Raw genomic sequence first — 19,787 nt, forward strand, 5'->3', positions numbered from 1 at the left:
GCCCGGCCCGCCCGTAGGGTGCTCCGGGGCCGCTCCTCAGCCGGCCAGGCGACGGTCCAGGGCCGCGACGGCCGACCGGAACGACCTCCCCAGGCCCGGCCGGGCCAGCCGCGCTCCACCCCGGAAGACGGCCGTCCCGTCCGTCGCGAAGGTCCACCGCACGCGCGTGCCGGAGCCCGCGGGCGCGAGCCGCCACTCCTCGACGAGCGCCCGCATCCCCGGCACGTTGGTGACGTCCACGCGATAGGCGTAGAGCTCCGACGGCTTCGCGGCGAGGACCGTCTCCCGGAACCGGGCCCCGCCCCGCAGCCGCACGTCGCGCCCCGCGCCGCCGTCCAGCGCCCGCGCGCAGGCCACGGCCGTGAACCATGCGGACCAGCCGGGGACGTCGTCCGCGAGGGCGTGGTAGACCCGCTCCGCGGGAGCGCGGACGTCGTGGGCGAAGACCACGCGCACGGGAGCGGTACCGGCGAAGTCGAGCCCTTCCGGGCGCAGGCGACGGGCCATGGCGAGACGTACCCCCTCGGTCGACGGGTGGGTCACCCTAGCGGCGGGTCCGTCAGATGTCTGCATCCTCGTCGGGCTCGCCCGCGACCACCAGCCGTCGCAGATGGTCGGAGATCTCCGCGCGAGCCGCTCCGGGCAGCCCCGCGTCCGTCACCAGGGTGTCCACCTGCTCCAGCGCGGCGAACGAACTCAGCCCCACCACACCCCACTTGGTGTGGTCCGCGACCACCACGACCCGTCGCGCCGACTGCACCAGACGACGGTTGGTCTCGGCCTCCGCGAGGTTCGGCGTCGACAGACCGGCCTCCGCCGATATGCCGTGCACGCCGAGGAACAGCACGTCGAAGTGGAGCGCCGCGATGGCCTGGTCCGCCACCGGACCCACCAGCGAGTCCGACGGCGTGCGCACCCCGCCGGTCAGCACGACCGTGGCCGCGCCCTGCCGCGGGCCGGAGGTGCGCTGCGCCACGTGGAAGACGTCCGCCACCCGCACCGAGTTGGTGACCACCGTGAGGTCCGGCAGGTCCACCAGGTGGTGCGCCAGCGCGTAGGTCGTCGTGCCGCCCGACAGCGCGATCGCGCTGCCCGGGGTGACGAGCTGCGCCGCGGCCTTGGCGATGTCCTCCTTGGCGGTCAGCTCCAGGCCCGACTTCGCCTCGAAGCCCGGCTCGTGCGTGCTCGCCTCCATCACCGGCACCGCGCCGCCGTGCACCTTCTCCAGCACGCCCTGGCGCGCCAGCGCGTCCAGGTCGCGGCGGACCGTCATGTCCGACACGCCGAGCTTGCGGGTCAGCTCGTTGACCCGGACACCACCACGACGACGAACCTCGTCCAGGATGAGGGCGCGGCGCTGCTCCGCGAGGAGGTTCTGATTCTCACTCACGTACGCTCCGGTCCTTTCCCTCAAGCCGTCCGACAGGCCCGCTCACCTGCTTCGACGAGGGCGTGACGGCCGACGTCGGTGTGCGGGCGTCCCATCCTCGCACGGCCCGTTCACAGCCGTGCCACCACCCCGTCGTGGTCATGTCACCCACAGTGTCGCCCTTCGCCGCGGCCCGCGCGTCGCACGGTACGGGGAGATTCGGTGACAGGAGGTGTATCACGCGTCCCCAGCGGCGATCCTTATGCCCGCACGGACACATGTCGACGGCGTGTCACGGGGGAAGTGCCAACAGTGAAACGTGCCGGTACGGGCGGAGCCGCCCTGGAACTCCTGGTCCACGGCGTCGGCGGCGCCACGCCCGAGAAGATGCTGAACGATCCGCGCACCGTGCGGATCACCGGCGACGACACGGCGGCCGTCTACCGGCGGGCCGACGACGTGGGCGCCGACGACGGCGCCGCCGGGACCGGCCCCGCCGACGACCGTCACCGCGACGCGCCCGTCCCCGAGGCCTACGTCTGGTCCAACCTCACCTCCGGCAACGGCACCCGCGCCCTGTGGCTGCTCCTGCTGCCCTTCATGGTCGTCAACCTCGCCCACTGGATGCGCCCGGCCGCACGCGAGCGCGTCCGCGCGGTGCGTCTGTACGGTCTGCTGGTGCGGCTGGCGGCGCTGAGCCTGACGGTGCTGCTCGTCGCCGCGGCCTGCGAGGTCGCCCTGGACCTGACCGCGTGGCAGTGCGCGGGCACGTCCGCGTGCGCGCGCCGCCACTCCTGGCTCGGCTTCCTGTCGCCGACGGCCTCGCACGACGGCTGGTGGAGCGCGCCGGGCCGCCGGCTGGCCCTCGCCGCGCTGGTCCCGACCGCGCTCGTCGGCCTCCTGTGGTACCTGTCCCACCGCACCTGGCGGGCCTACGAGTCCCAGGAACCCCTCGACCGCGCGCCCGAACCGGAGAACGGCCCCGGACACACCGCGCTCAGCCGGCCCGGCTTCTGGTACGGACGCCGTCTGGTGGCCCGGCTGCGCGCGGCGCACACCGCGGCCGGCCTGCTGACGGTGGCCGCCGCGGTCGGCGCCGCCGCCGTGCGCCGGGACCGCGCGGCCGGCGGTCCGGCCCTCCTCGACGTGCTGGGCCGACTGCTGGAGGCCTCCCTGGCCGCGGGCGCCGTGGCCACGCTGTGGGTGGTGTGCCGCCGGGGGCGCAGCGAGCACCGGCTCGACCGCCGCCTCGACGCCCACCTGGTGCACCGGCTGCCGGCGGCCGCCCTCGTCCTGCTCGTCCTCACCCTCGCGTACGCCGGCTGGGAGCGCCCCGGCTGGCATTCCGCGGGCCGGCTGCCGGGTGACGCGGCCTTCGGTGCGCTCGCCCTCGCCCAGGGCGCGCTGGTCGTCGCCCTGGCGGTCGTCGCCCGCCTCCTGCACCGCTGCCCCCGGGAACGCGCGAGCGCGGCCCGCGGCGGTCCGGCGACCGCCCCCGCGGCCCCCGCTTGCGATGCGGACGTCCCCGAGGGGACGGGGGCCGGGCTGCGCGGGGTGTCCGTGTCGCGCGACCCCGGCCCGCTCGCCGTGGTCCTGCGGGAGGCCCCGGCTCCGCGCGGGACCGGCGCCGCCGCGGACGGCCCGCCCGGCGGCCCGCACCCCGCCGCCCCGGAGCCGTCCGGCGACGGTCCGGGGCGCAACGCGGCGGGACCGGAGGCGGACGCTGTGGCCTGGCTGGAGCGCTGCGCGCTGCACGGGCTCGGCGGCCCCGCCGTCGCCATGCTGGCCTGCGCGCTGGGCGGCGTGATGTCCGGCGGCGTCGCCCAGCGCGTGTCGGACTGGCTGGACGGCACCGGCACCGGCCTCGCCGGACCCCCGGTGGTGCTGACCTGGCAGGCGTCCGTGATCCCCGTCCTGCTGGTCGTCGCGCTGGCGGTGTGCGCCCTGCTCGGCCGGCAGGCCTGGCTGCTCACCCGCGCGCAGGAGACCGAGGTGCTCCAGGAGTACGGCGTGCAGCGCGGCGACCCCGCCCGCACCCGCCGCATCGCCCGGACCCGCGCGATGGCCACCCTCACCGACCGCGGCCCGCTCGTCGTCGCCGTCGTCTCCACCGCGACGCTGCTGCTCGGCACGGGAGCCGTCGTCGGCGCCCTGGGCACCGGCAGGACGCCGGCCCGGGCCGCCGAGTCCGCGCAGCCCTTCGTGCACGGCGCGGCGCAGACCGCCCAGGCGCTGGGCTCCTGGCTCATCGGACTCGGCTGCGTCCTCTTCGTCACCTGGGGGCGCCGCGCGTACAAGGACCCCTCGGCGCGACGCACCATCGGCATCCTCTGGGACGTCGGCACCTTCTGGCCGCGCGCCGCGCACCCCTTCGCGCCGCCCTGCTACGCCGAGCGCGCCGTGCCCGACCTGACCTGGCGGATGGCCACCTGGACGCGTGCCACCGGCGGCCGCCTCGTCATCTCCGGCCACTCCCAGGGCAGCGTCCTGGCGGCCGCCGCGGCCTGGCAGCTCGAACCCTGCGACCGCCGGCGGGTCGCCCTGCTCACCTACGGCTCCCCGATCGAGCGCCTCTACGGCCGCTGGTTCCCGGCCCACTTCGGCCCGGCCGCGCTCGCCGCGCTGCACGAGGACATCGCCTGCTGGCGCAACCTGTACCGGCTCACCGACCCCATCGGCGGACCGGTCCGGCTGTCGGGCGAACACTGCGGCCCGCAGGTCGACCGCCCGCCCCTGGCGGACCCGCTGGCGTACGGCCGGGACGCGGCCCACCCGTTGCCCGCACCGGTCCTCGGCCACTCCGACTACCAGGCGGACCCCGCGTTCGCGGAGGAACGCGAACTGCTGCTCGGGCGGTTGAGGTCCCAGGTTCCCGTGCAGCGCGTGTGAGCGCGGCGGCGCGCGCCGGTCAGGGCAGCTGCGGCAGATCCTCCGCGTACAGCAGCGTCAGGTCGTCCTTGGTCGGCTCCGCCACCTGCGCGACCCGGCTCGCGTGCCGCTCCACCATCGCCTCGAAGGTCTGGCGCGCGGTGCGCCCGTTGCCGAAGGCGGGACCCTTGGGGAGCTCCGTGAAGTACTTCAGCAGGGCGTCCGGGGTGCCCGGACCGAGCCGGTACTCGTGCTCCTCGGCCTGCTGCTCCACGATCCGCAGTAGTTCGTCGGGGCCGTAGTCGCCGAAGGTGATGGTCCGTGAGAAGCGGGAGGCCACGCCGGGGTTGACCGACAGGAAGCGTTCCATCTCCGCCGTGTAGCCCGCCACGATCACGACGACGGAGTCCCGGTGGTCCTCCATCAGCTTCACGAGGGTGTCGATGGCCTCCTTGCCGAAGTCCCGGCCCGCGTCCTCGGGCGAGAGCGCGTACGCCTCGTCGATGAACAGCACCCCGCCGTGGGCCCGTTGGAAGGCCTCCTGGGTCCGGATCGCGGTGGAGCCGATGTGCTCGCCGACCAGGTCGACGCGGGAGACCTCGACCAGGTGGCCCTTCTCCAGGACGTCGAGGGCGGCGAGGATCTCGCCGTACAGCCGCGCGACCGTCGTCTTGCCGGTGCCGGGGGAGCCCGTGAAGACCAGATGCCGCTTGACGGACGCGGCCTTGAGCCCGGCCTGCTGACGGCGCCGGCCCACCTCGATCATGTCGATGAGGGCGCGCACCTCGCGTTTGACGCTCTCCAGGCCGACCAGCGTGTCCAGTTCGCCGAGCACGTCCTGGGAGCTCCGCACCGGTGCGCCCGGCTCGCCCTCGGGCTGTCGCGGCGGCTCCGGCGCCGTGACGCGCTGCTCGGGGATGGCGCCGAGCAGCCCCGGCGACTGGGCGGTCGTCTGCACGGCCGGCTCCGGCGCCGCCGCGAGGCCGGGCGTGCGCACGCCCGCGCTCTCGTCGCTGGTGCAGTCCTCGACCACGGGGCCGGAACCGGACGCGGCGTCCGCCCCGGCGTCCGCGAACTCGTAGCCGCCGCGCGCGCAGCGCTCCGTACGGCACTTGCGCAGCGTCGTGCGGCTGCCGTCTATCACGTGGAAGCCGTAGCCCCCGCTGTTGGTCACCCGGCAGTTCAGAAAGCTGCCCCGGCCCCCGGCCGACACGTAGAAACCGGCCTCGGCGGGGGAGTCGACCGTGCAGCGCTCCACGGTGGGGTCGGCGCCCTTGGTGACGATCACGCCGGTCTGCGTGGCGTCTACCGTGCAGTTGGCGAGGGTGCCACCGCTGCCGTGGTCGCGGAACCACGCGCCGGTCGCCGCGTCCCGGATCCGGCAGTCGTCGAGCTGGGCCGTCGCCCCGTCGCTCACCGACACCGCCGTGTTGCGCACCTGGAAGAGGTCGCTGTCGACGACGTCCGCGCGCGAGCCGCGGTCGAGGACGAACAGGGCGTCCGGCACGTCGTGCACCCGGCAGGAGTCCAGCACGGCCGTGGCGCCGTCGCTGACCCAGACGGCCGGGTAGTCGCCGGTGCTGTCGAAGATCTCGCACTGGTTGGCGTCCACGCGCGTGCCCGGATCCCACACCGACAGCCCGTTGCGGCCGAACTGACGCACCGTCGTGCGGGTCAGCGTGAGGACCGAGCGCGAGCGCAGGTCGACGGCGTTCTCCGGGATGTCGTGGATCCGGCAGTCGGCCAGGGTGAGCACGGCGTCCGTGTCGAGGGTGACGCCGTCGGCGGTCGTGCGGTGCACGTCGCAGTCGGTGAGGTGCGCGGTGGCCCGGGCGGTGACCTGGACGCCGCTTCCCCTGATCTCGTAGACCTCGCAGCCCACCGCCTCCAGCGCGGAGTTGTCGCCGGTCGCGCTCAGGCCCGCGCCCGAGGCGTGGTGCACCCGGCAGCGCTCCAGCCGGGGATGGGCGCCCCCGCGCACGGCGACGCCGGCCTGACCGGCGGCCACGACCTCGCACTCCTCGAACACACCGCCGCCGCCGTCGACCACGGCGATGCCGATGCCGGCCGGGTTGTCGACCGTGCAGCGCCGGACCGTGGGCCGGGCGCCGCCGCGCACCTCGACGCCCGCCGAGGAGCGGGTGACGATCCGCAGGTCGAGCAGTTCCGGGGCGCCCTCCTCGACGAGCACCGCCGGCGCCGCCGCGTCCTGGCCCTCCACGTGCAGGTCCTGGACCACCGCCGAGGCGCGCACGGTCAGCGGCACGCCGTCCGCGGGAGCCAGCCGCACGGAGCCGGGGGAGCCCTCGGGGCCGCGCAGGGTCACCGACCGCTGCACGACGAGGTTCTCCCGGTAGGTGCCGGGAGCGATGGTGAGGACGTCGCCCTCGGCCGCGGCCTCCAGGGCGGCGGCGAGCGATGCGTACTCACCCGTGCGGCGCCGCCACCGCGATGTGCCGGTGTGCGTCACCTGGACCGTGCCCTGTGCCATGGCGTTGCTGTGCCCCCACCTCGTGGTACGCGGGTTGATGCCGAATGGTTCGGCCGGACCACCGTAGCGTGCGCGCGGGTGGTGGGTTGACCAGAGACGGAAGGCCGTCAACTACCGGCGCCGGTGCGGCCCCAGTCCGGGCCCGCCCGGTCCCAGGCCCGGTCCCAGCCGGCGTACCGGCGCCGGACCATGCGCCACATGATCACCCGCCGTCCGCCCTCGACGGCCCCGGCCGTGAGCAGGGCCGCGCCGAGACCGGCCAGCACGGCGTGCGTGGTCGCGGTCGCCGCGTCCAGCGGGCGGGCCACCAGACGGCCGTGCGCGTCCGTCCATATCCCGAAGCGGTCCCCGCGGTGCGGGGTCTCGAGGCCCGACAGGACGGTGCCGTGCCGCGCGGTGCCGTCCGGCGCCGTCCAGCCCGCGAGGACCCGGGTGCGCGCCTCGCGGCCGGTGGCCGCCTCGGGGTCCGCCTCCAGCGACGCGGCGCGCGCCGTGCGCACCACGGTGGCCGTCACCTCGTGGCGGGACGCGTGCTGCTCACGGACCGACCGTTGCAGGGCGTCCTGCGCCGCCCCGCCGGCGAGGGAGCCCACCACGGGCGCGACGAGACAGACCAGCAGCAGGGCGGACAGCGCCACCCAGGCCTCGGCCAGGTCCGTACCCCTGCGCAGCGGATTGTGCCGCCAGCGCCAGATTCCGCCGATCGCTCCCATCGTCCGCACCCCCTCCCGCTCCGTGGTGACTCCCCGCGGAGCCGTTCACGCGCGAACCCGGTGAAGAGCAAGCCGCATCACCAGGGCCCGGGACCTCTCACGCCCTTCTCATTCCACCCCAACGCTTCACGGGCGGGCGGGGGTTCCCGCGGAACGTGCGGTCGTCGGGCCCGGCCGGGACTACGCGAGGACGCGCACCGGATCGCCGACCCTGACCGTGCCCGCGGAGAGGGGGACCAGGTTCTGGCCGAACACCAGCTTGCCGCCGAGGCGCCGGTGCCGGCCCAGGGTGGACAGGGGCTCCCTGCCGCGACCCGCGGTGTCCTGGTCGGTGGTGGTCACCACGCACCGGCCCGAGGGCTTGGCCACCCGGAACTCGACCTCGCCCACCAGCAGGCGCGACCAGTCGTCCTCGGCCCAGGGCTCGGTGCCCGCCACGACGAGGTTGGGCCGGAAACGGTTCATCGGCAGCGGTCCCTCGCCCGCGTGGTCGCCCTGCTCGATCAGGGAGTTGAGGGCGTCGAGGGAGGCCGTCGAGACGGCCAGCAGCGGATAGCCGTCGGCGAAGGAGACGGTCTCACCGGGCAGGGCGTACGCGGGATCGACCGGCCTGCGGACCGCCGGGTCGTCCATGTGCACCAGCCGGACCTCGGCGCCGACGTGGGCGCTGCACCAGCGGTGCGCGTCGGCGCCGGCGAGGACCGCCTCCACCTTGTCGCCGAAGAGTTCCATGGACACCGTGCCGACGGGCTCCGGCACCGGCACGGTCAGGGGTTCCAGACCGGGCGCGGACAGACGAACGCCGCCGCCGGGCACGAGCTCGGCGGCGGCCAGGGCGAGATGCGGCTGCTGGCGTTGCGTGACGACCTTTCCCCCGTCGTCGATCAGCGCCCATCGTCGGTCACCGGCCAGCCCCCAGGGCTCCACGACGGCCTCGCGGGGCGCCTGGCCCCGCAACGCCTTGACCGGATGGACGTGTATCGACAGCAGCTCCGCATTCCCCATGAGGTCATCCTGCCAGGTCGCGGCAGGGGCCCCGGAGCGGTTGTCAGTAACCGCGGTACTGCTGGTTGTTGTACGGGTCCTGGTACTGGGGCGCGGGCGGCCGGGGCGCCGCGGGACGCATCGCCTCGTAGCCGGCCGGGGCGGCGGGGCGCATCTGCTGCTGCGCCTGCGGACCCGGATAGCCGCGCGGCGGGCCGGCCTGCGGCGGGATGTACGCCGCCGGGGCCTGCTGCAACGGCGCGGGCTGCTGCGCCTGCGGGTAGCCGTAGGCGTAGGAGGCCTGGGAGGGGCCCGCCGGGAGCGCCGGCAGTGCCGAGGGGAGCGCGGGCAGATGGCTCGCGCCCATGTCGTACGCGGCGGGAACCCGGATCGGGGCGATCTGCGGGGTGCCCCGCTCGGCGACGAGCGAGTCGTAGATCGGGGTGTCCGGGAAGGAGGCGGAGTAGTAGCCGCCGCCATAGGTGGAGCGGGGGGAGGTCATGGCACATAAGTTAAGCCCACGATGTGCTGGTTGGGGAGACCGATAAGAGGGTTGATTTCCGTGTCGGCGGTGGCCTTGGATCCCCAATGCGAGCGAACGTGGGAAAAAAGGACGGCAAACGCTCGGGAGATCGTGTAAAAGCCGAGATCCGGGCGGGTTACCCACGGTCGGCCGGGGTCGTTCCCGTGCTCCGGATGGGCGTGCGTCGTCGCGAGCAATAGGTTGACGGGTAGACAACCCGAGGAGTGCCGGCGCCGTCCGGTGCGCGGACCGACGATGGGGGCGTACATGTCCATGCCGAAGGGCTCCAATGCTCCGGTGCCGACCACGGCACTGCGGGTCGAGCTGGGGTGGCGTCAGGGGCCGGGCGTGCCGGACGTCGATGCCTCGGCGCTGGTGCTCGTGGGCGGAAAGGTCCGTTCCGACTCCGACTTCGTCTTCTACAACCAGCCCGCCCATTCCTCCGGGGCGGTCCGTCACGAGGGCAAGAGCGTCGCCGGCGGCGCGACGACCGACAGCCTGTCGGTCGACCTCGCGCGCGTGGAGCCGGCCGTCGAGACGGTCGTCGTGGCGGCCTCCGCGGACGGCGGCACGTTCGGCCAGGTTCCCGGGCTCTACATCGAGGTGCGCGACACCGCGCAGGGCACCGTCGTGGCACGCTTCGACAGCACCGGCGCCACGGTGGAGACCGCCTTCGTCCTCGGCGAGTTCTACCGCCGCCAGGGCGCCTGGAAGTTCCGGGCCGTCGGACAGGGCTACGACAGCGGCCTCGAGGGGCTGGCCACCGACTTCGGCATCACCGTCGACGAGCCGCAGCGCACCGCCGCGCATACCGCGCCCGCCGCACCCGCGCCGCCCGTGCCGCAGACCCCGGCGCCCCCCGTGGCGCCGCCGCACCAGGCGCCGACCCTGCCCGCCTTCCCCGCCACGGTCCCGCCGCCGCAGCACCAGGCCCCGCCTCCGCCGCCGGCCCCGCCCGCCGCGCCGGTACGGCTGTCCAAGGTGACGCTCACCAAGGCCGCCCCCTCCGTGTCGCTGACCAAGCAGGGCGGCACTTCGGGCGCCCTGCGCGTCAACCTGAACTGGGAGGTGCGCAAGCAGTTCTCCGGGTGGGGCAGCAAGCGCGGCCGCGCCGTCGCCCTGCACAACGACCTCGACCTCGACCTGTGCGCCCTGTTCGAACTCGCCGACGGCCGCAAGGGCGTCGTCCAGGCCCTCGGCAACGCCTTCGGCTCACTGCACCAGCCGCCCTACATCCACCTCGACGGCGACGACCGCACGGGCGCGGTGTCGAGCGGCGAGAATCTCACCGTCAACCTCGACCGCCGCGACGACTTCCGGCGCATCCTGGTGTTCGTCACCATCTACGAGGGCGCCCGCTCCTTCGCCGACCTGCACGCCACGGTCACGCTCCAGCCCCAGCACGGCGCGCCGGTCGACTTCTCGCTGGACGAGTGCACGGTCCCCTCCACCGTCTGCGCCCTCGCGCTCATCACCAACCACGGCGGCGACCTCGTCGTCCAGCGCGAGGCCCGCTACCTCGTCCCGGAGCGCGGCGTGAGTCCCCAGCGCACCGTCGACCACGCCTACGGATGGGGCATGAACTGGACGCCGGGCCGCAAGTAGCCGGCCGCCCGGCCGCGGGGGTCAGCCCTCGTCGGCGACGGCGTCCGGACGGGCGTAGGTGCGGCCCTTCCAGGCCGCACCGCGCCCCCGGTAGTGCTGGACGGCCGAGTCCACCGTCATCAGCAGATAGAGGAACGCGGTGAACGGCAGCAGGGGAGCGAGCCACGCCGGCTGCCGGTAGTAGTGGAGCATCGGCAGGAACGTCCCCGCCATGACCAGCCAGGCCAGGCCGCCGCACACCGCGGTCGGCGTGCTCCCGGCGGCGAGCCCGCACAGCAGGGTGAGCGGCGGAGCCAGGTACACCAGGGCGAGGCCGAGGACGGTGCCGGCCAGCAGGAGCGGCTGGTGGCGCAGCTGCGCGTAGGCGCTGCGCGAGACCATCCGCCACAGGTCGTGCAGCCGTGGGTAGGGGCGCACGCTGTCCACGCGGTCGGCCAGCCCCAGCCAGAGGCGACCGCCCCCCGCCTTCACGGCCCGGGCGAGCGCCACGTCGTCGATCACGGCGTGCCGGATCGAGTCCGGGACGCGCGCCCGCTCGGCCGCGTCGGCGCGCAGCAGGACGCAGCCGCCCGCCGCGGCCGCCGTGCGCGAGCCGGGCCGGCCGATCCGGCGGAAGGGGTAGAGCTGTGCGAAGAAGTAGACGAAGGCCGGCACCACCAGCCGCTCCCACACGCTCTCCACCCGCAGCCGCGCCATCTGGGAGACCACGTCGAACCCCCCGGTGTGCGCCGCCGCCACCAGCTCGCGCAGGCTGTCGGGCGCGTGCGCGATGTCGGCGTCCGTCAGGAGGAGGTACTCGGGCTCACGCGCGCGTGCCAGCGCGATCCCGTGACGCACCGCCCACAGCTTCCCGGTCCAGCCCGCGGGCGGCTCCCCGGGCGAGTCCACGGTCAGCGGGAGCCCGCCGTGCCGCCGGGCGAGGGCCCGTGCCAGGTCCCCGGTTCCGTCGCCGCTGCCGTCGTCGACGAGGAAGACCTCCGCGCGCCCCGGATAGTCCTGCGCGAGCAGCGTGGGCAGGCTCGCGGGAAGGACGGCGGCCTCGTCGCGCGCGGGCACGACGACGCAGACGGAGGGCCACCGCCCCGGCGCGGTGCGCGCGGGAAGTCTGACGTCCGTGCGCCAGAAGAAGCCCTGACAGAGCGACAGCCACAGCCAGGCGGCCAGGGACACGGCGGCGATCCACATGATGGCGCTCACGCGCGCAGTCTGCCCCACCCGGCCGGGCGGCACGGGCACATCGTCTATGGTGGCCGGGTGAAGATCGCGCTCATGGACTCCGGAATCGGCCTGCTGGCGGCCACCGCCGCGGTACGCCGCCTGCGGCCCGACGCCGATCTCGTCCTCTCCCTCGACCCCGACGGCATGCCCTGGGGACCGCGCACCCCGCAGGACCTCACCGAGCGGGCCGTCGCGGTCGCCGAGGCCGCCGCGGCCCACCGGCCCGACGCCCTGATCGTCGGCTGCAACACGGCGACCGTGCACGCCCTGCCGGCCCTGCGGGCCCTGCTCGAACCCGCCGTCCCGGTGATCGGCACCGTTCCGGCGATCAAGCCCGCCGCGGCCGGCGGCGGCCCCGTCGCCATCTGGGCCACCCCCGCCACCACGGGCAGCCCCTACCAGCGCGGCCTGATCGAGGACTTCGCCGGCGGTGTCGCCGTCGCCGAGGTGCCCTGCTGGGGGCTGGCCGAGGCGGTGGAGCACGCCGACGAGGCAGCGATCGACGCCGCGGTCGCCGCGGCCGCCGCCCTCACCCCCGACGAGGTGACGACCGTCGTCCTGGGCTGCACCCATTACGAACTGGTCGCCGACCGCATCCGGGCCGCCGTCGGCAGCCCCGGACGCCCCGCGCCCGCCCTGCTCGGCTCCGCCGACGCCGTGGCCGCGCAGGCGCTGCGCCGGATCGGCGCCCGCCCCGAGCCCGAGGCGGCCGCGCTCGGCGCCGTCACCGTCATCCTCAGCGGCCGTCCGGGCGGCCTCCCCGCGCCCGCCCTGGCCTACGCCGAGGGCCGCCTGCTCCAGGCCGCCGCCCCGGTCCGCTGACCGGCCCGTCGCGGCGGTCCGCCCGGGCGGAGCAGTCACTCTGCGCCACGACCTACCGGCGCAGCGAAACCTGAGTAACCTCATGGATATGAGGGACCACCCCCACGACGAGAGCATCCCGCTTCCGGACGTCCCGCAGGGCGACGGGCCCCACCCCGACGTCTGGACCGGCCGCGCCACCAACCGCATCCAGTGGCTGCTCGCCCTCGGCGGAGCCGCCTGTCTGGGACTCGGCGTCGAGCTCGCCATCGACTCGGCGTGGACGTCCGGCATCGCCCCCCTCGTCATGTCCGTCGTCGGCTGCATCGCCGCCGGTCTGCTGGTCCTCTTCGGCACCCTCGCCTTCGTCCACGTCGACCTCAAGCTGGACGGGGAGTGCCTCGAAGTGCGCTGCGGCCACATCGGGCTGCCGCGCCGGCGTATCCCGCTGGCGCATGTCGCGGGGGCCGACTTCGAACCCCTCGTCACCCCGCGCCACTGGGGCGGCTGGGGCTACCGATGGCGGCCGGAGAAGGGGACCGCCGTCGTCGTGCGCCGGGGCGAGGGCGTGGTGCTGCGGCTCTGGGACGGACACACCTTCACCATCACCGTGGACGACGCCGAGTCGGCCGTCCGCGTCATCAGGGGCCGGCTGCGCACCGGGGCCGCGGACGCCGCGCACTGAGCGGAGCGCCCGCGGCCCGTCCCCTCAGGACGCCGGGCGGCCGCCGCGCAGATCGCACTCGCCCCGCGACGGCGCCCCGGTCGCCCGAGCGGGCACGGACGGCGGCGCCTCGGCGAGCGGCCGGGCCGTGGCCAGGCCCGCCAGCAGCCCCGCGCCCACCGTCACGGTGGTGAAGCCGAGCGCGTTCCCGGCCGCGGCGAGGACGGCGAGCGCGGTGAGCGCGGCCCCCGCGCTGAGGACCACCGGCGTGGGACGCGGCGCACGCCACAGGGCGAACAACACCCAGCAGAACACCGCCGCGAGCAGAGCCACGCCGACGACCCCCTGTTCCGCCGCGAGCTGCAACGGCGCCGAGTGGGGCCTGCCGTCGGACGGCGTCGACCGCGCGGCCGTCTCGCTCAGCTCCCCGAAACGCCCCGGGCCCACGCCGAAGCCGCTCGCGCGGCGGGCCATCCCCAGAGCGTCCCGCCACAGCCCGACGCGCTCCGGCGTCAGCCGGTCCCGGACGGCGTCGGCGAGGCCGCCCGGCAGCGCGTTCCCCGCCACCGCCCAGATCAGGCCCGTCGCCAGGGCGGCCACGACCGCCAGCCCCGCGAGCGCCGGCCCCCGGCGCGCCACCCGGCCCGCGACCAGCGAGCACAGCAGCACGGCGCAACACGTCACCACGGCCGCCGTCGAGCCCAGCAGCGCGCCCGCGACCACGGCGCTCCCGGCCAGCACCCACAGTGCGAGCCGCAGCGAGGCCACGGGAGTCGTCCAGGCCGCGCAGCACGCGGCGCCCGCCGACAGCGCCAGCACCGCGGCGGTGGCGCCGGCATGGCCCGACGGCGCGACGGCCTCCGGCCCCGGGCCGAGCCGGGGCAGCGCCATGGCCAGCGCCAGTCCGGCCAGGGATCCGGCGCACGGCGCGGCGACCGGCAGCAGCGCGCCGAGGATCCGCCCCGCGGCGTACCCGGCGGCGAGCGCCAGCACCGCGAGCAGCACACCTTCCGGACGTCCGTCGTGCACGGCGGCGGTGACCAGGGCCCAGACGGCGCAGCCCGCCAGAACCCCTGTGCCCACCGCGTCCAGAACGTTTCGTCTTTCCCCGTCCGCGGCCGTGCCGGCAGACGCCGTCCCCGTGGAACCCACCACGCCCCCGAACCCGGTCGCCCCCCGACCGTGAGCCTGAACGCGTCACGGACCTGAACCGTGACGGACCCCGGCCGCTCACGCGCGACCGGAGCTCTGGCACACCGTAACCGCTGATGGGCGGTTTGTGGATGACTTGCGCCGGGTTGTACGACTCCCCTCCGCGCCCCGCGCGCGCCCGGCGGCCGGACGCAGCGCGCCCGGGGCGGACCGGGATCGACCCGGGCCCCCTCCATCCGAACGCCGTGGCGCGAGAGCACGGGAGGAGGGGACCGGGCGGGGCCGGGTCCGGTGGCCCACGGGCTTCGGGCGCGGCGGTCCGCCCCTCAGACTGCGCTGTCGGCCAAAAGGTCACTCGCCGTACACTCCCGGAGTGACCGTCACCGCAACTTCCGTGGGCCAGCCGGACCAGCTGGAGCCCCCGACCGCGCGTCCCACGCGCGGCGCGCGACTCCTGCGTCTCGTCCCGGCCGCCGCAGCGGCGCTCTCCGGAGTGCTGCTCTACGTCAGCTTCCCGCCACGCACCCTGTGGTGGCTCGCGCTGCCCGCCTTCGCCGGCCTCGGCTGGGTCCTGCGCGGACGTGCCTGGAAGGCGGCCTTCGGCCTCGGCTACCTCTTCGGTCTCGGCTTCCTGCTTCCGCTGCTGGTGTGGACCGGCGTGGAGGTCGGCCCCGGCCCCTGGCTGGCCCTCGTGGCCATCGAGGCGGTCTTCGTCGCGCTGGTCGGCGTGGGCATCGCCGCCGTCTCCAAGCTCCCGGCCTGGCCGCTGTGGGCGGCGGCCCTGTGGACCGCGGGCGAGGCGGCACGCGCGCGTGCGCCGTTCGGCGGCTTCCCCTGGGGCAAGATCGCCTTCGGACAGGCGGACGGCGTCTTCCTGCCCCTCGCCGCGCTCGGCGGCACCCCCGTGCTCGGCTTCGCGGTCGTCCTGTGCGGGTTCGGCTTCTACGAGATCGTGCGTCTCGTCCTGGACCGGCGCCGCTCGGGCGAGCTGCGACGGTCGGCGGCCGCGATCGCCCTGCTCAGTGTGACGGTCCCGGTCGTGGCGGCCGTGGCCTCCCGCGCGCTGGTCAGCGACAAGGCCGAGGACGGCACCGCGACGGTCGCCGTCATCCAGGGCAACGTCCCCCGGCTCGGCCTGGAGTTCAACGCCCAGCGCAGGGCCGTCCTCGACTACCACGCGCGGGAGACCGAACGACTGGCCGCCCAGGTCGCGGCCGGCAAGAAGCCCCGGCCCGACTTCGTGCTGTGGCCGGAGAACTCCTCCGACATCGACCCCTTCGCCAACGCCGACGCCGCCGTCGTCATCGACCGCGCGGCCAAGGCGATCGGCGTGCCCGTGTCGGTCGGCGCCGTCGTCGAACGCGAGGGCAGGCTCTACAACGAGCAGGTCCTGTGGGACCCGGTCAAGGGACCCACCCAGACCTACGACAAGCGCCAGGTCCAGCCGTTCGGCGAGTACCTCCCGCTGCGCTCCGTCATCGGAGCGATCAACAGCGACTGGACGTCGATGGTCCGCCAGGACTTCAGCCGGGGCACGAAGCCGGGCGTCTTCGCCATGGACCACGCCAAGGTCGGCCTGGTCACGTGCTACGAGGCCGCGTTCGACTGGGCCGTGCGCTCCGAGGTCACCGACGGCGCCCAGCTGATCTCCGTGCCCAGCAACAACGCCACCTTCGACCGCAGCGAGATGACCTACCAGCAGCTCGCCATGTCCCGGGTCCGCGCGGTCGAGCACAGCCGGACCGTCACGGTGCCCGTCACGAGCGGCGTCAGCGCGATCATCATGCCGGACGGCAGGATCACGCAGAAGACCGGCATGTTCGTCGCGGATTCCCTGGTGCAGAAGGTGCCGCTGCGTTCCACGCGGACGCCGGCCACCAAGCTCGGGATCCTGCCCGAGATGCTCCTGGTGCTCGTCGCCGCGGGCGGTCTGGGATGGGCGGTCGCCTCCGGGTCGCGGGCCCGGCGGAACCCGGCGAGCTGATCGCTCCGCCCGGTTAGGGTCGGTCCATGCCGACTCCCGACTTCATCACCGAGATCCGGACCTCCGCCGGACACCACCTGCTCTGGCTGCCCGGCGTGAGCGCCGTCGTCTTCGACGACGAGGGGCGGGTGCTGCTGGGCCAGCGCGCGGACAACCGCCAGTGGACCGTGATCAACGGCATCCCGGACCCCGGCGAGCAGCCCGCCGACTGCGCGGTCCGGGAGGTCTACGAGGAGACGGGCGTGCACTGCGTTCCCGAGCGCGTCGTCCTGGTGCGCGCCGGGAGCCCGGTGGAGTACCCGAACGGCGACCGGTGCCAGTTCATGGACGTCACCCTGCGCTGCCGAGCCGTCGGCGGGGAGGCACGCGTCAACGACGACGAGTCCGTCGCCGTCGGCTGGTTCGCGCTCGACGCGCTGCCGCCCATGAACGAACGGCAGCTCTTCCGCATCAAGCAGGCGATCTCCGACGAACCCACGTGGTTCGAGACCACCGCCTCCCAGTGAACTATGGGCGGTGACCACATGGGGCGGGAGAAGCGCTCTGCCTAGGGTCGGAGCATGACTTCTCCCCAGGTCGCCGCCTGCGGCCCCGCCGCCCCCTCGCCCGACCTCGGAGGCCGCACCGCACTCGTCACCGGCGCCGCCGGCGGCATCGGGCGCGCCTGCGCGCTGCGGCTCGCGGCGGCCGGAGCCGAGGTGCGGGCCGTCGACCGGGACGGACCCGGCCTGGAGAGGCTCGTCGAGAGCGCCGTCGGACTGCCCGGCTCGGTCGAGCCGCACGTCCTCGACCTCACCGACCTGGAGGCCGCCGAGCAGGCCGCCGCAGGGACCGACGTCCTGGTCAACAACGCCGGACTGCAACGGGTGGCTCCCCTGGAGGACTTCCCGCCGGACGTCTTCCACACGGTCCTCACCGTGATGCTGGAGGCGCCCTTCCGGCTCATCCGCGGCGCCCTGCCCCACATGTACGGACAGGGCTGGGGCCGCATCGTCAACGTGTCGTCCGTGCACGGACTGCGGGCCTCCGCCTACAAGTCGGCCTATGTGGCGGCCAAGCACGGACTCGAGGGACTGTCCAAGACGGCCGCCCTGGAAGGCGCGCCCCACGGCGTGACCTCCAACTGCGTCAACCCCGCCTACGTGCGCACCCCGCTCGTCGAGCGGCAGCTCGCCGACCAGGCGCGGACCCACGGCATCCCCGAGGAACGCGTGCTGGCCGACGTCCTGCTGCGCGACAGCGCCGTCAAGCGCCTCATCGAACCGGAGGAGGTCGCCGAGGCCGTGGCCTACCTGTGCGGCCCTCGGGCCTCCTTCGTCACGGGCGCCTCGCTCGTCCTGGACGGCGGCTGGACCGCGCACTGAACGGGCCGCTGCCCGGTGCCCGCGGAGTTTTCCACAGGGCTGACGGCGCGGGCGGACGATGAGGAATCCTGTGCACATGTCCCGCGATCACTCGCACGGCGCCACCACGGCTCCCGGCAGCCCCGCTCACGACGCCGACGCGCCGTTCCTCGAACTGCTCGCCCGCGGGGCGGCCGCCGAGGCCTACGACCGCCCCGTGCTGCTCGCCCGCGCCGAGGGCGGGCCCGAGGAGCGGATCGCGGCGCTCGAACACGCCCGGCTGCTCGCGCTGCGGGTCCGCGCGGAGCTGGAGGGCCGGCGCCGCCGTGAGGCCGAGCTGTCGGCGCTCTTCGAGACGGCGCACGACCTCGCGGGCCCACGGGACGTGGACGCCGTCCTCCAGGCGATCGTCCAACGGGCCCGCTCCCTGCTCGGCACGGACGTCGCCTACCTCAGCCTCCACGACCCGGCCCGGGGCGACACCTACATGCGGGTCACCGAAGGCTCCGTCGCGGCCCGTTTCCAGCAGCTGCGCCTCGGGATGGGGGAGGGGCTCGGCGGCCTGGTCGCCCAGACGGCCCGTCCCTACGTCACCGACGACTACTTCCGCGACGACCGCTTCCGGCACACGGCGGCCATCGACGCGGGCGTGCGCGACGAGGGCCTGGTGGCGATCCTCGGTGTGCCGCTCACCCTGGGGCCGAACGTCATCGGCGTGCTGTTCGCCGCCGACCGGCGCGCCCGGGTCTTCGAGCGGGAGCAGATCGCCCTGCTGGGTTCCTTCGCGGCGCTGGCGGCAGCCGCCATCGACACCGCCAACCTCCTCACCGAGACCCGCTCGGCCCTCGCCGGACTGGAGCGCGCCAACGAGATCATCAAGGACCGCAGCGCCGTCATCGAGCGCGCCTCCGACGTCCACGACCGGCTGGCCGAGCTGGTCCTGCGCGGCGGCGGCGTCCACGACGTGGCCGCCGCGGTGTCCCACGTGCTCGACAAGGTCGTGGAGTTCACCGACACCGCACCGGCCGACGCCCTGGAGGCGTCCCGCGCGGAGGGGCACGCCGTACGCCACCGGGACGACTGGGTGGCGGCCGTGGCGGCCGGCGGGGAACTGCTGGGGGCGCTGGTGCTGCACGGACATCCGGGGCTCGATCCGGTCGACCAGCTGACGCTGGAGCGCGCCGCGATGGTGACGTCGCTCCTGCTGCTGGCCAGGCGCTCCGCGGCCGAGGCCGAACAGCGCGTGCGCGGCGAACTCCTCGACGACCTGCTCGACGCCCATGACCGGGATCCGCGCCTGCTGCGCGAGCGCGCCGCCCGGCTGCGCGCCGACCTCGACGCGACCCATGTCGTCCTCGCCGCCCGTCTCGACGGCGTCGCACCCGACGCCGACCACGAGGCGGCCGCCCGCCGTCGCCTGTGGGCCGCGGCCTCCCATCTGGCGGCCACCCGCCGCGGCCTCGCCGCGGCCCGTGACGGCGGCACCGTCCTGCTGCTGCCGCTGGAACCCGGCGACAGCGCGACGGAACTGGCCCGCCGCACCGCCGTGCACCTGGGCGGCGCCGTGCACGAGACGGTCACGGTCGGCGCGTCCGGCCCGGTGCGCGACCTCGCGGCGTCGCCGGACACGATGGTCGCCGGGTACGAGGAGAGCCGCCGATGTCTGGACGCGCTGAGCCTGCTGGGCCGCAGCGGTGACGGCGCGGCCGCCGAGGACTTCGGATTCCTGGGACTGCTGCTCGCCGGCGAGCGGGACGTGACGGGCTTCGTGGCCCGCACGATAGGCAAGGTCGTCGCCTACGACGAACGGCGGGGCACCGACCTGCTGCGCACCCTCGACGCGTACTTCGCCTCCGGCATGAGCCCCGCCCGCACCAAGGACGCGCTTCACGTCCATGTCAACACGGTGGCCCAGCGCCTGGAACGCGTCGGCCGTCTCCTGGGCGACGACTGGCAGAGCCCGTCCCGCGCGCTGGAGATACAACTGGCGCTGCGGCTGCACCGGTTGACGGCCCTGCCCCGGCGCTGAACAGCGGGCACGGCGACCGGCCACGCCGACGAAGTCCCCCGGC

16 protein-coding genes are annotated in these 19,787 nt (G+C 75.0%); 8 read left to right on the plus strand and 8 right to left on the minus strand.

Translation table 11 applies throughout. The features are described 5' to 3' along the window. Positions 1-36: 36 nt before the first annotated feature. Together KMS84_RS11240 and KMS84_RS11245 are read right to left on the minus strand one after the other, a co-directional pair. Positions 37-507 carry an SRPBCC family protein gene (locus KMS84_RS11240; RefSeq protein WP_256916011.1) on the minus strand — a complete coding sequence of 157 codons (471 nt, stop codon included), beginning with the start codon at positions 505-507 and terminating at the stop codon, positions 37-39. A 52-nt stretch (positions 508-559) separates the two neighbouring features. Further along, a complete protein-coding gene (locus KMS84_RS11245) occupies positions 560-1,390 on the minus strand; it encodes a DeoR/GlpR family DNA-binding transcription regulator (RefSeq protein WP_256915997.1) in 831 nt (276 codons plus the stop codon). 291 nt (positions 1,391-1,681) lie between these two features. On the opposite strand from KMS84_RS11245, the gene KMS84_RS11250 reads away from it, so the two are divergent. After that, positions 1,682-4,258 carry a hypothetical protein gene (locus KMS84_RS11250; protein ID WP_256915998.1) on the plus strand — a complete coding sequence of 859 codons (2,577 nt, stop codon included), beginning with the start codon at positions 1,682-1,684 and terminating at the stop codon, positions 4,256-4,258. 19 nt (positions 4,259-4,277) lie between these two features. Here KMS84_RS11250 and KMS84_RS11255 read toward each other — a convergent pair whose 3' ends face one another. The 4 genes from KMS84_RS11255 to KMS84_RS11270 form a co-directional block, all read right to left on the minus strand. After that, positions 4,278-6,728: a right-handed parallel beta-helix repeat-containing protein gene (locus KMS84_RS11255; protein WP_256915999.1), complete on the minus strand. Its 2,451-nt coding sequence runs from the start codon at positions 6,726-6,728 to the stop codon at positions 4,278-4,280. Between the two features lie 107 nt (positions 6,729-6,835). Next, positions 6,836-7,441, minus strand: coding sequence for an Rv1733c family protein (locus tag KMS84_RS11260; RefSeq protein ID WP_256916000.1), 606 nt, complete (start codon positions 7,439-7,441; stop codon positions 6,836-6,838). A 180-nt stretch (positions 7,442-7,621) separates the two neighbouring features. Then, positions 7,622-8,446: an MOSC domain-containing protein gene (locus tag KMS84_RS11265; protein ID WP_256916001.1), complete on the minus strand. Its 825-nt coding sequence runs from the start codon at positions 8,444-8,446 to the stop codon at positions 7,622-7,624. A gap of 43 nt (positions 8,447-8,489) precedes the next feature. Beyond that, positions 8,490-8,927, minus strand: coding sequence for a DUF6643 family protein (locus KMS84_RS11270; protein ID WP_256916002.1), 438 nt, complete (start codon positions 8,925-8,927; stop codon positions 8,490-8,492). Positions 8,928-9,215: 288 nt separating this feature from the next. On the opposite strand from KMS84_RS11270, the gene KMS84_RS11275 reads away from it, so the two are divergent. Continuing rightward, complete coding sequence (locus KMS84_RS11275; protein ID WP_256916003.1) at positions 9,216-10,553, plus strand: TerD family protein; 1,338 nt, start codon at positions 9,216-9,218, stop codon at positions 10,551-10,553. Between the two features lie 21 nt (positions 10,554-10,574). Here KMS84_RS11275 and KMS84_RS11280 read toward each other — a convergent pair whose 3' ends face one another. Then, a complete protein-coding gene (locus tag KMS84_RS11280; protein WP_256916012.1) occupies positions 10,575-11,738 on the minus strand; it encodes a glycosyltransferase in 1,164 nt (387 codons plus the stop codon). Positions 11,739-11,807: 69 nt separating this feature from the next. On the opposite strand from KMS84_RS11280, the gene KMS84_RS11285 reads away from it, so the two are divergent. Further along, positions 11,808-12,593, plus strand: a complete 786-nt coding sequence (locus KMS84_RS11285; RefSeq protein ID WP_256916004.1) for a glutamate racemase — start codon at positions 11,808-11,810, stop codon at positions 12,591-12,593. Between the two features lie 88 nt (positions 12,594-12,681). Further along, positions 12,682-13,257: a hypothetical protein gene (locus tag KMS84_RS11290; protein ID WP_256916005.1), complete on the plus strand. Its 576-nt coding sequence runs from the start codon at positions 12,682-12,684 to the stop codon at positions 13,255-13,257. A gap of 24 nt (positions 13,258-13,281) precedes the next feature. On the opposite strand, the gene KMS84_RS11295 is transcribed toward KMS84_RS11290, so the two are convergent. After that, a complete protein-coding gene (locus tag KMS84_RS11295) occupies positions 13,282-14,328 on the minus strand; it encodes an O-antigen ligase family protein (RefSeq protein ID WP_256916013.1) in 1,047 nt (348 codons plus the stop codon). 433 nt (positions 14,329-14,761) lie between these two features. Between KMS84_RS11295 and lnt the strand changes: the two genes are divergently transcribed. The 4 genes from lnt to KMS84_RS11315 all read left to right on the plus strand — a co-directional run bounded on the left by lnt (position 14,762) and on the right by KMS84_RS11315 (position 19,744). Further along, positions 14,762-16,372: an apolipoprotein N-acyltransferase gene (lnt, locus tag KMS84_RS11300; RefSeq protein ID WP_256916006.1), complete on the plus strand. Its 1,611-nt coding sequence runs from the start codon at positions 14,762-14,764 to the stop codon at positions 16,370-16,372. 26 nt (positions 16,373-16,398) lie between these two features. Beyond that, positions 16,399-16,878, plus strand: a complete 480-nt coding sequence (locus KMS84_RS11305; protein WP_256916007.1) for an NUDIX hydrolase — start codon at positions 16,399-16,401, stop codon at positions 16,876-16,878. A gap of 54 nt (positions 16,879-16,932) precedes the next feature. Beyond that, entirely contained in the window at positions 16,933-17,736 is an 804-nt protein-coding gene (locus KMS84_RS11310; RefSeq protein ID WP_256916008.1) for a 3-hydroxybutyrate dehydrogenase, read from the plus strand. 76 nt (positions 17,737-17,812) lie between these two features. Then, on the plus strand, positions 17,813-19,744 hold the full coding sequence (locus KMS84_RS11315) for a helix-turn-helix domain-containing protein (RefSeq protein WP_256916009.1): 1,932 nt from the start codon (positions 17,813-17,815) through the stop codon (positions 19,742-19,744). Positions 19,745-19,787 lie beyond the last annotated feature (43 nt).

It is taken from the genome of Streptomyces hilarionis, from assembly GCF_024539675.1.
Lineage (GTDB): Bacteria > Actinomycetota > Actinomycetes > Streptomycetales > Streptomycetaceae > Streptomyces > Streptomyces hilarionis.